This window comes from Paenibacillus sp. FSL E2-0201, from assembly GCF_037963325.1.
Lineage (GTDB): Bacteria > Bacillota > Bacilli > Paenibacillales > Paenibacillaceae > Paenibacillus_AQ.
Genome location: NZ_CP150154.1, coordinates 2,609,306 through 2,621,250, shown reverse-complemented (window position 1 = coordinate 2,621,250; position 11,945 = coordinate 2,609,306). Strand labels below are relative to the sequence as shown.

The following is an 11,945-nucleotide window of genomic DNA, read 5'->3' as shown; positions in this document are numbered from 1 at the left end:
ATGGAGAGCTAACTATGAATGTACTGCTTGTTGATGATGACTTTTATGTTATTGCCGCATTGCAAAAGAGAATAGACTGGGAATCGTTACACATTGATACGGTCTATACAGCAAATAATGTCGCACAGGCACGTGAAATAATAGAAAAGCATTCTATTCAAATTCTAATTTCGGATATTGAAATGCCGCAGGGTAGCGGACTGGAATTACTGGCCTGGATTCGCGAAGGGAATTATAGCATTCAGACTATACTTCTTACCAATTATGCAGATTTCAACTACGCGCAGAAAGCGATCGAATTGCAAAGCTTTGAATATTTTCTGAAGCCCATCGAATTTGATAAGCTGATGCTGATTATCCACAAGGCGGTCACACAGGCAAAAGAGCAGCAAAGAAATGAAAAAGCCATTCAAGGCGGTTACTTTTGGCAAAAAAACCAGGCGAAGATTCTCGAGCATTTTTGGCGTAAGCTGGTTAGTGGAAGCACATCATTTCCGATTAAATTAGCGGACATCACCCATGCCATTGAAGAACAGAACCTCTCCTATCAAATGAGCGACACCCTGCAGCCTTTGATCTTCAACTTATTTCCTTACAACGGCAGTATGGGAAAAGAAGAGAAGGATCTTTTTGATTTTGCGCTGCTGAACGTATTATACGAATTGTTACAGAGTCCTTGCTTTACTATCGAGAGCATTCTGGAATATAAAGATTATAATTGGATCGCCTTATTAAAATGGAACCAGACACCGGACACTCCGTTGCTTGAAGGATTATGCTCTTCCTTTATTCAAAAGGCGAATCCTTATTTAAAATGTGATGTCTGCTGCAATATCGGTCTATACGATAAACTGAATAATGTAGGGAATGTTCTAAAACAATCCTTGCGCATGGATGAGGAAATTACGAGATGCAGAAATCAGACCTTTTTAGTGGAAGCCTATCTCTATCAAAATAAAACAGGCTACACGCCACCGGATCTTGCCCATTTGGAAGAGCTGCTGAACCAAAATCAATTCACTACGTTTCTTGAGGAAGTTACGCAATATTTAAAGGTTATGCTGAACAATAGAACACTTGAGACCTCTGTCCTTAGCTTGTTTCGCTTAGATATTGTTCAGCTAGTCTATTCATTTCTCAACCTTAAAGGGATACGGTCGCACAAATTATACTCCGGCAAAACTAACGATAAATTATCCATGCACTCTCTAAACTCTATCGAGGATATGGAAGAATATCTTAAATATCTAGTGACTATAGCCATGAAATACCGTGAGTTTGCCGCACAGACCAAATCCGTCGCCGAGGAAATCAAACAATACATTCATTCGCATTACGGTGATGATCTATCGCGAAATGATTTGGCCGAAATTGTCTACCTCAATCCTGATTATCTGGCAAGAATATTCAAACGAGAAACTGGTGTTTCATTAGGCAGCTACGTCATCCAAGTTAGAATCGCGGCTGCAAAGCATCTATTGGAAACCACAAATATGTCTGTTTATACTGTCGCAAACAAGGTTGGCTATAACAACTACTCCTATTTCTCTAAGCTGTTCAAACAAGAGGTCGGACTCCCACCCAACGATTACAAAAAAGAACAACAATACAATCCAGCATATTAAAAAAGAGGGTGTCTTAACGACGAACCCCCCCAGAGTCATTATCATGACGACTGGGGGCATTTTTGTTAAGCTTGAAACGCTACATATTTGTCGCCAAGCAAATTTTTAAAATAAGTGCGGTTATATAACATGCTAGGATGGGACGGATAAAAGTTAAGCGCCGTTTCATTATGATGATTTGCTAACTCGTGTTGGCCAAGGCGATCGTAACAGAGTGCCAATTGGAGATGCGGCAGCCAGGTATAAAAAATCCCATTTTTCATCCCCATCGAATCGTTATCCCGTGGCAGCTGTATCGCAAGCTCATACCAGTATGTTGCTGGCTGCAATTGACCCTTTTCCAAAAGAAGGGCCCCAAGTCGGCAGCAGAACTCTGAACGTGGTTTATCGTACTGTAACGTTCTGCATAATGCTTCATATGCGCCGTCTTTATCCCCCAGCCGTTCCCGGCATTCGGCAAGCCTTAAGCAAGCTTGAAAATTATCTTCTATCCAGCCCTGTCCACCCGCCAAAAACAGCTCGTAGTATTTGCAAGCCTCTTCATTTATAGCATGATCCCTTAATTCATTCGCATAATAATACTGATCCCTTGGAGAGAATGTTTCACCCTCAGCCACTCTTTTTTGGTAAATCCGCAAATTACGGTCTGTATATTCCTTATCCTTCTCATGGGTAATACAGACATCACTACTAAAGGAAGGGCCACTTACCTCTAGATACTCATGTACTGGGCCAATCCATTGAAAATTACAGCTCCGGCGAACAAGCCGGTTCCGACGCAAGCTGGCTGTGACATTTCCCGCCTCGTCAAAAGCCAAATTATATTGCATGTTCACACTATGGATATGTTTTGGAAGAATCTCTTTCAGCTTCTTAAACAGAATCTGATCCGCTACCTTTATATAGTCATCCGCATCCAACCAGAAAATGTATTCCTGTGTAGCTTTACTGAAGGCAAAATTACGCGCGGCACTAAAGTTATCGATCCATTCGAAATCATAAATCACAGCTCCGAAGGACAATGCGATCTCTTTTGTCTTATCCGTCGAGCCTGTATCCACGATAATAACTTCATCTACAAGACTTGCAACGCTAGATAAACATCTATGCAAGCTTTTTTCTTCATTTCGTACAATCATACATAAACTAATCGTGACCATACTCGCCCTCCTAAGCGTTTTATTAAAGATTTCTTTCTATATTGATATGCAGGGTTAGTGAAATGGAATCCTACACTTGCTTTTTAGAAAGACGTAGGTGCTATTTTTTGTTATAATCAATGCAATGCGTTGTTTATGAATTCAGACATATATAAAGGGGACGTTACCATGACTCAAATTATTAAAACTCTAACTATTGCAGGCAGCGACTCCAGTGGTGGCGCAGGCATCCAAGCGGATCTAAAAACATTTGAAGAGTATGGTACCTACGGCTTCAGTGCCTTGACAACTATCGTTACAATGGACCCGGACAACGGCTGGCACCATAATGTTTATCCAATTGACGCCTCCATTGTTGCTGAGCAGCTAAAAACTATTTTCGCAGGCGGCCCGGTAAATGCCATGAAGACAGGTATGCTGGGAAGCGTTGAAATCGTGCGTGTTGCTGAGCAAGCGATTAAAGAAAATCTACAGACCAATGTAGTGATTGATCCGGTCATGGTCTGCAAAGGCGAAGATGAGGTTTTAAACCCAGACAGCGCGGAGGCTATTCGCGATTTACTGCTGCCACTAGCTACTGTGGTTACTCCAAATCTGTTTGAAGCTGGCGTTCTTTCAGGTCTTGGAAAGCTTTCTACGCTAGAGGACATGAAAGAAGCTGCTCGTCTGATTCATAAGCTCGGTGCACGTAATGTCGTGGTTAAAGGCGGCAAAGCACTCGGGGGCGATCAAGCGATTGATGTCTTCTTCGACGGTTCTGAGTACACCGTATTTCAAACAGCCAAAATCGAGCCCGCTCACAATCATGGAGCCGGATGTACCTTCGCCGCAGCCATTACAGGCGGTTTAGCTAACGGTCTATCCGTTCATGAAGCTGTAGCAAAAGCTAAGGATTTTGTCTCTGCAGCCATCCGTAATGGATTTGCATTCAATGAATATGTAGGACCTGTATTTCATGGTGGCTACCGTTTAGAGCGCTAGAACCTCTGAGCTTAAGCTCCAGAAACATAAAATGGCAGTCCAGATGCTGAAATTCAGCACTGAACTGCCATTTTTTTATGGTGTAAGGATAATTAATTAAACCCTGGAAAGTCACTCAGATCGGAAAGACGGATGAAAAATACGATAAAAGCTAACACACCAAGCAAAATAATCGGAAAGCATTGTTTGAACGAATCTTTTGCGCGAATATGAGTCAGAACTCCACCAATAGCAGTAACTCCAAGTAAAAGTGCTCCTGCCGCTGCCCAACTCGGCTCCCAGTAACCAACAACCAAAGCTGCCGCGGCGACAAGCTCAACGAGTCCTGTTACCACCCGAAACCATTGTGGTAAACGCCATTTTTTAAAGTTGTCCACATGCATTTTTGAACCCGCTGCTTTTCCCGATCCTGCCATAACGAAAGCAAGTACCAGCAAGCTTTGCAAAACGATGGCTACAATATTCATTGTCATCTCTCCCCAAAATATATTTGCAACAATGACAAGCACATATTAATGCAAAAGAATTCCCTGCTATAAGACAGTGGATACCTATGCTACTCCGCTTCGTTAGTTCCCCCTTGTTATTATATGTGCTTACCTTAAGCACAATACCTACAAAATAAAATTGCAGTGCTGCTGACTGCAACTCACTTAATTATAGTAGCTAAATAAAAAAATAAACCAGCTGTTTTATTATTAAATAAAAATATTAAGAAAAAAACTCTACCCGCTCCATCACATTAGTAATCGTATATTGACGTAAATACTCAATCGTCCGTAGCTCCGTCTCCTGGAGAATCCTTTCTAACTCGACATCGAGTAAGGCACTTGCTCCACACGCCAGATCCACTTCAGGCTCCTCCACCGTTGTACTAACTGCCTCATAAATCTCACCTAATGTAATCTCATCGGCAGATTTCAGAAGCACATACCCACCTTCTCTTCCACCTTTGGACTCTACGATTCCGGCAGTTGCCAAAGACTGCATCACTCTACGCATAAAGGTCGCGTGTGAATTGACTTGGCTTGCAATCATTGCACTAGACAAGATGCTTCCGCTTTTAGCCAGCCAAACGATCGAATGTACCGCTATTTTAAAACGGGGAGGTCCGATGTTCACTCCACGATTAGCTGTACTCATGCCCCATCTCCCCTTTCAACTGCAATTATATAAAGCACATTATAGAGTAAAACAAGGGTTGGAGCAAACCAACAAGGGCACATTCCATTGGAGTATGCCCTGTAATATTCAGCGTTTCTATGATCCATTATTCAAAATTGGTAAACTTAAAACTCTGCTTATGCTTTCGTCCATTCTGATCATTCCACGAAAGTACGACTTCCAATTCTTTAGCCCCATTCTTCACAAAAAAATGGCTAAAACTAACCGTTTCATTCGGTCTCATATCATAGCTAAATGGATCTGTTAAGATGATTTGTTCTTGAAGAGGCTCTTGCACGGGTCGATACAACTCGAAAGTTACACCCATCGTATCTTCACTTATGTTGGTGACTAATAGCTCGTAGCTCTTATATTTTTCCGGTTGTGGAGAAGGCAATTTACTTTTATGAAGCTCCACCGCCCATTTGGTTGTTTCACTCTTTATAGGTAGCACACTTTTAACAGCAAAAATACTAGAACCACCAGTAATCATCAAACACAGAACTAGCAGCGTCAGTACAAACTTTCGGTTCAATGCTCATGTCTCCTCGCTATAGGGATGCGTTTAAGATTTTACGAACACTGATTTTTTATACGTTTTTTGACAAAAAAAAGTACTCGAATTAAAATCCGAGCACTTCATGCACATTATTTTATTAAAATCGATAAGGCACTTTTTGAGGCTAAACGGAACGATAAATCTTCTTTACCTTGCAAGCTCACTGTTACATTCTCATCCTTCTCACTATCGTTGAACAGAACAACCGCAATTGAGTGATCTGTATTCTTAAAAGCTACGGAACGAATTACTTCCTGATTAGTGGAAGCATCAATACGCACAGACTTAGGACGAATGAATTTGCTGAAGTGTGCCAGTGCATAGTAGTCCAGCGTATACGTAAGTTCTTTAGTCTCTTGGTTAACCGTCACAACACCGCGACAGGTACTTTTGCCAAAGCCCGGTACAGTTGGACCGTTCTTCTCATCTAAGGCCATATTCCACAAGACAAAGGATTTACTATGGTTTCTAAGAATATCAATCCCTGTTCTCATTACATTCGAGAAGGCTTGTTCAAACGGAGGAATCCATTCTCCACCAGAACCTTCTGTAAAATGCACTTCTTTATCTGCAAACGCCTTCAGAACCTCTGATTGTGCTGACGCATTCCCACCATACCAGTGCCAAGCTACACCGTCTACTTCATCTTTTGCATAATTCAGCACGGTTAGTGGATAATCCAGACGATCCCAGTTGTGGTCATAGCAGAGAATTTTTGTGTTAATGTTATGTTTCACGAAGCTGGGCTTCAGATAGTTTTTAATGAAATCTCTTTGCGCCTCTGGCAACATTAACATACTAGGATAGTGCTTTGGTTCAAAAAGAGGCTCGTTCTGCGGGGTTACCGCATAAGTTGGCAGACCGTGCTTTTCAAATGCTTGAATATATCGTACAAAATAATCGGCATAAGCCTGGTAATATTCTTGTTTAAGTTCACCGGCGATCATCGATCCGCTAGTCTTCATCCAGCCTGGTGCACTCCAAGGCGAAGCCATCAGCTTAATCTCAGGGTTAAGTTCCAGTGCTTGTTGTAACAAAGGGATAATATCAGCTTCATCGTGTGCGATGGAGAACCGAGTTAATTCCGTATCGGTTTCCTGTGCAGGCATATCGTCATAGCTATAAATAGATCTGGCATAATCCGATGCTCCCATTGGATTTCTTAGTACCGACAAGCCGATTCCATCTTGGGAATCAAAAAGCTTGCTCATGACTTCTTTTTTCTGTTCATTGTCTAGCACTTGGTTAATCAAATAGGCGGATGAATCTGTAAAGGATGCCCCGAACCCATCCATTTCCTGAAAGGTTTGATTCTCATCAAGGTTTACAGTGGTGACTGTCTCATCTGAAGCTATTGGAGTTAATTGTTCTAGTGTTTGCTCTACAAACAATTCGTTCTCCCCTGTAGATTGATAAATTTTCAGTTTTGTCATGTTGTTTCCCTCCACTTTTCTATATATCTTGCTGTGTTGATCACTCCTGTAATGATGAGGCCCCGGCAAAGAGGCCCCGTCCGACTGCTGCTTATTTAAGACCTAATTTTTCTTTGTTATTCTTCATTTTTTCAGTACGAATTTCTACGATCTTATCCCAGTTGTTTTCATTCAAGAATGTTTTATAAGCAGCCAAAGTGCTTTCAAATGTAGCATCATCCTTTGAACGAATTAAACTTACAAGAGTAGTATTCCAAGTAGCATCAATTGCAGTGAGACTGCGCGCTTCAGGCGTGCCTTGAGCAGGGTTGATATTTTCCAGAATGAAGTGAGGTTTCATCTTTCCTTTGCCCCATTCTTGCATTTGTTTAATCGACTCTGCGAATGCATCATTACTCAATGCTTTATCACGGTCATGTCCGAAGAACATAAATTCGCCCATCCGGTAATCTTTTTTAAATTTATCCGCATTGTTCAATTGAAGATCTTTGATTTCAGGTAAGAATTCAATTTTACCGGCTTCGTTAACTTTATAGGTCTCTCCTTCAATACCGTAGTTCATAAGCTTCTGTCCTTCTTCACTAAGCAAATATGTGTATACTTGAATGGCTTTAGCAGGGTCTTTAGCCTTTTTAGTAATGAAACTGATCATCCAACCAGTAATTCCTGACTGATTCAACGTTGGCTCATGTCCTACTGTGCTTTGCGGTCCATCAATAGCGATATATTCTTTGCCTGGATTTCCAGTCATGAAGATCTGCAGGTTACCACTTTGTTGAGGCGTTCCATCCAGCAGCAGCGTTGCATATTTACCTGATTTTAATTTTTCTTCAAAGCCTGTTCCGTCATCAGCAAAACTGTCATCACTGATGTCACCATTTCTGTAGACTTCATTTAACGTTTTTAACCAAGTCAAGTAATCCTCATCCAGGTTACGGTTGTAGAATTCACCATTTTCAGTTTCCATCGGTACGCCGATGAAGTCCTGTAGTACATCTCCCAAGGAACCAGTACCTGTACCAATGGAGTTAAATCCAAACGGAATCATTTCTGGGAACTGCTTTTTGATTTGTTGCATAGCACTCTTGAATTCTTCCGGAGTACCAATGGTTGGTTTTCCAATCGCTTCGTAAACATCCTTACGGATGACAAATGCTGTTTTCGCAGGAATGTTACCGCTGTCATAATCGTTTTGAGTATTCGAGTAGTTAGGATAGCCATAAGTCTTTCCATCAGCTAATTGGAACCAGTTCATTGTATCTTTTGCAGCTACTTTATTGAAATAAGGATCGTATTTATCTGCCAGATCATTCAAAGGCAGCGCCCATGTTGAAGCTTTTTGTACCACAGGAGAGTTGGAATCAAGTACAGTCAACAAGTCAGGCATTTCGCCACCAGCAAAAATAGTATTTAACTTCGTGTCGTCCCCAGTAATAAATTTAATATTGATATTTAAATCCTCTTTAATTTTCTTTGTAACGAGATCCTTGCCGAAATCAGTATTCCACCAATCTGCATTCACGTACCAAGTAAGATCTGTAGTCTCTTCTTTTGTATCCAGCTTCCAAGCCGGTGTTTCCGGGTCAATCGTATAACGACCTTCAATGGAGCTCAGTTCTTTGCTGGAATTATCAGAACTCCCCTTCGATCCACAACCGGTAAATACCAATACAACAGCCATAAGCGCAGTACAAAGTTTGAGTCCTTTTTTCCCAAATGCTTTGTTCATTTCTTGTTTCCCCCTAAAAAGTTTTGTAAGTACAGGAAGTGTAGATCTAATTGTGCTAGCTACACTTCCGATGGATCACTTCGCACATAAGTGTTTGCTATAAAAAAACCTCCTAACTTTCTATTCTTTAACCGCCCCCATCATCATTCCTGAAATAAAGTACCTTTGTAATATTGGATACATCACAACAATCGGCAAAGTTGTAATGACAATTGTTGCTAGTTGAACCCCTTTAGTCGTAGTTTCGATAATGGCAGATCCACCGACATTTTGCATGGATTGCGTTTGAGACTGAACGATGATTTCATAGAGCTTCATCTGCAGCGGATAGAGTGCTTGATCGGTAATGTATAATTTGGTGGTCATAAAGTCATTCCATTGCCCAACCCCGTTAAATAACGCAATAGTAGCCATAGCCGGCATAGAAAGAGGGATAAATATCTTTAGGAAAATACGCCAGTCACCTGCACCATCGATTTTGGCTGACTCTTCAAGTGAATCCGGAACGTTTCTAAAGAAGTTCATTAGAATAACCACATCATAATAACTGAATAAGGCCGGGATAATATAAACCCAAAAGCTGTTCAATAGACCAAGTGACTTAATCAATAAATACGTTGGGATCATACCACCCGAGAAGAACATGGTGACAACACCCATGGCAACGTACAGCTTGCGGCCACGTATGTATTTTTTACTCAACCCATAACCGATCATCGCGCAAAAGAATACGTGGGTAATGACACCGATGAACGTTTTGGCAATCGAGACCAGGAATGCTAGACCAATCGTCTCGTCTTTAAATACAGCCCGATAATTTTCTAAGGAGAACTCAGGAGACCAAAATATAAATCCGCCTTCCGCGAGCGCCTTCCCTGAACTTAAGGATGATATGACCACATTCCATAAAGGAACAACGATAATTACAGTACAAATACAGAGCAAGATAATGTTTATGGTATTAAAGATTCGACTGTCGAGATCTTCTTTAGCTACCGTCCGATTCACAGAAATGCCTCCTTTTACAGAACTGATTGATTATCATTTAATTTGCTAGATACTTTGTTGGCACTAATCAATAGGATCACTGATACGATGGAGACACCTAAACCAACAGCGGTTGCATAAGAGAAGTCACCTTGCGTCATACCCATTCGATACACATAAGAATTAATTACTTCTGCTTTTTCACGGTTCTGAGAATTCATCAAGACCAAGGTTTGATCTAGATTCGATCCTAATAAACCGCTTACAGTCAGAATAAGGTTTAAACTGATAATCGGCTTCATGTTAGGGAGGGTAATATTCCAAATTTGTCTCATACGACTGGCCCCATCTATTTTGGCAGCTTCATAATAGGTAGGATCAATTTTCGACATGATGGCTAGGTATAAAATCGTTCCCCAACCCGCCTCTTTCCAAATATCCGATAACGTTGCAATCCACCAATACTTGTTCGCATCGAGTAAAATATTTACCGGTTTCGAAATGATTCCTAAATTGAGCAGGATTTCATTAATCATTCCGGATGAAGAGAACCAAGCAATCAACATCCCGCCCAGAACGATCCATGACAAAAAGTGGGGTAAATAAGAGATCGTTTGTACTAATTTCTTAAAGCGTCCAGCGCTCAACTCGTAAATCATAACGGATAGAATAATAGGAATAATAAAACCTATGGCTAATTTCAGAAAGCTGATCCCCAAGGTATTTACTACAGCATCCCAAAAATATTTGTCTGATAATATAATTCTGAAATTATCAAGCCCAACCCATGGTGCAGAATCGAGCGTATCAATTACGGTGTAACTCTTAAAAGCAATCGTCAATCCGTAAATAGGAATGAAACAAAAAATAATCATAAAAATAATTCCTGGAATGATCATGGACTGGATTTCCCATTGTCTCTTATAATCAATCACAAATTCTTTGACCCTCTGTCCCATAGGTTTCTTACTACTCATTGGATTCTTCCCGTTCACTGGCACTACGGCTAATTTATCCACGTTTTTCTTCTCCCCTCCAAATCATGATCCCCAAAACAATAAAAACGTTTTTATTTCTTCGAAAAAAAACCTCCTAAAAGCAATAAAATTATCAAGCATAAACGCCTTGAGCGTCTTTATCATGACGATATGCGTTTAAGCGAGAAATATAAGATATAAAGTATAGGTGCAAACTTATACTTTCTTATATTTAAAAAAAGATCGGATACCCTCTTGTTGCCCTTCTTGAAAGCATTAGTACCGATCAATCTTTACTTGAGTAGAACCACGTACAATCAATTCGCCTGTCAATTTCATCATTTCGCCTTGTTCCTTCTTCTGAATCATGCGAACCAGGTGATTAACGGATAGAATACCTTGTCTGGCAATTTGATTTCTTACTGTAGTTAATGGCGGTGAGAAATACTGTGCAATATCAATGTCATCAAATCCCATAACGCTTATCTCTAACGGGACTTCGTATCCATGCGATTTCAAAGCTTGAATACATCCAATAGCGCTCAAATCATTCCCTGCTAGAAAAGCATCCGGTATTTTATCAGGACTCAAGTGAACTAAAGACTTGATAGCGTTATAGGTGCTCTCTTCTTCAAAATATCCTTGTATAATATACTCTTCGTTCGTTGGAAGCTGATATTGCCGCAAGGCGGCCAAGTATCCTTCTTTCCGCTGAACACTGTCATACATCTCATCCACACCAGATATGTAAGCAATTTTCTTATGTCCCAGACTGATTAAATATTTGGTTGCTTCGTACCCCGCTTCAAAGGAATCGAAGATCACGCTTCCCATCGTATCATTCTTAAGCGGCCGATCCAGAAACACTGCTTTGATCTTATCTTTCACCATTGCAGCTATTTCTTCTTCATCAATTCTCATCTCTTCGTAGATAATGACACCATCTACACGCCGGCCTAGAATATTGCTCATAATGACTTGTTTATCCTTTGTAACAAATACATTTAGCCCATAACCTAACCGATCACATTCACGAGACATGGACTCCACCAGCTTATAGAAGTATGGACCCGATACACTCGTCGTAAAAAAACCTAGCATTTTAGTTTTTCCGTTCCTTAGGAGCTTGCCATTTAGGTTCGGAACATAATTTAATTGCTTCGCGACCTTAAGAACATGTGATTTCGTCTCCGGGTTTAATACATCTACGTCATTTAGTGCGTTAGAGACCGTAGAAATGGAGACTCCTGCCTCTCTGGCAACATCTTTAATAGTTACCTTTTCCATAATGATTCAATCTTCCTTTACGAATAAAAACGTTTTTATAGAT

11 protein-coding genes are annotated in these 11,945 nt (G+C 40.7%); 2 read left to right on the top strand and 9 right to left on the bottom strand.

The window, feature by feature from the left end; all coding sequences use genetic code 11:
• Positions 1–14: 14 nt before the first annotated feature.
• Positions 15–1,625, top strand: a complete 1,611-nt coding sequence (locus tag NSU15_RS11390) for a helix-turn-helix domain-containing protein (protein WP_339290433.1) — start codon at positions 15–17, stop codon at positions 1,623–1,625.
• 65 nt (positions 1,626–1,690) lie between these two features.
• Here NSU15_RS11390 and NSU15_RS11385 read toward each other — a convergent pair whose 3' ends face one another.
• Positions 1,691–2,785 (bottom strand): glycosyltransferase, encoded by a 1,095-nt coding sequence (locus tag NSU15_RS11385; RefSeq protein ID WP_339290432.1) that lies wholly within the window; start codon positions 2,783–2,785, stop codon positions 1,691–1,693.
• Between the two features lie 168 nt (positions 2,786–2,953).
• Between NSU15_RS11385 and thiD the strand changes: the two genes are divergently transcribed.
• The gene (gene thiD / locus NSU15_RS11380) at positions 2,954–3,766 is read left to right on the top strand and encodes a bifunctional hydroxymethylpyrimidine kinase/phosphomethylpyrimidine kinase (protein ID WP_042126537.1); all 813 of its coding nucleotides are present in this window, start codon (positions 2,954–2,956) and stop codon (positions 3,764–3,766) included.
• A 92-nt stretch (positions 3,767–3,858) separates the two neighbouring features.
• On the opposite strand, the gene NSU15_RS11375 is transcribed toward thiD, so the two are convergent.
• The 8 genes from NSU15_RS11375 to NSU15_RS11340 all read right to left on the bottom strand — a co-directional run bounded on the left by NSU15_RS11375 (position 3,859) and on the right by NSU15_RS11340 (position 11,902).
• Positions 3,859–4,233 (bottom strand): DoxX family protein, encoded by a 375-nt coding sequence (locus NSU15_RS11375; RefSeq protein WP_042126535.1) that lies wholly within the window; start codon positions 4,231–4,233, stop codon positions 3,859–3,861.
• A gap of 244 nt (positions 4,234–4,477) precedes the next feature.
• A complete protein-coding gene (locus NSU15_RS11370) occupies positions 4,478–4,909 on the bottom strand; it encodes an Rrf2 family transcriptional regulator (protein WP_042126534.1) in 432 nt (143 codons plus the stop codon).
• Positions 4,910–5,036: 127 nt separating this feature from the next.
• A complete protein-coding gene (locus tag NSU15_RS11365) occupies positions 5,037–5,465 on the bottom strand; it encodes a hypothetical protein (protein ID WP_042126531.1) in 429 nt (142 codons plus the stop codon).
• 113 nt (positions 5,466–5,578) lie between these two features.
• Positions 5,579–6,922: a glycoside hydrolase family 30 beta sandwich domain-containing protein gene (locus tag NSU15_RS11360; protein ID WP_339290428.1), complete on the bottom strand. Its 1,344-nt coding sequence runs from the start codon at positions 6,920–6,922 to the stop codon at positions 5,579–5,581.
• Positions 6,923–7,013: 91 nt separating this feature from the next.
• Positions 7,014–8,651 (bottom strand): sugar ABC transporter substrate-binding protein, encoded by a 1,638-nt coding sequence (locus tag NSU15_RS11355; RefSeq protein WP_042126527.1) that lies wholly within the window; start codon positions 8,649–8,651, stop codon positions 7,014–7,016.
• Positions 8,652–8,771: 120 nt separating this feature from the next.
• Positions 8,772–9,659 (bottom strand): carbohydrate ABC transporter permease, encoded by an 888-nt coding sequence (locus NSU15_RS11350; protein ID WP_042126526.1) that lies wholly within the window; start codon positions 9,657–9,659, stop codon positions 8,772–8,774.
• A 14-nt stretch (positions 9,660–9,673) separates the two neighbouring features.
• Positions 9,674–10,615 carry an ABC transporter permease subunit gene (locus NSU15_RS11345; RefSeq protein WP_076117432.1) on the bottom strand — a complete coding sequence of 314 codons (942 nt, stop codon included), beginning with the start codon at positions 10,613–10,615 and terminating at the stop codon, positions 9,674–9,676.
• Between the two features lie 276 nt (positions 10,616–10,891).
• Positions 10,892–11,902 carry a LacI family DNA-binding transcriptional regulator gene (locus tag NSU15_RS11340; RefSeq protein WP_042126523.1) on the bottom strand — a complete coding sequence of 337 codons (1,011 nt, stop codon included), beginning with the start codon at positions 11,900–11,902 and terminating at the stop codon, positions 10,892–10,894.
• Positions 11,903–11,945: the final 43 nt, after the last annotated feature.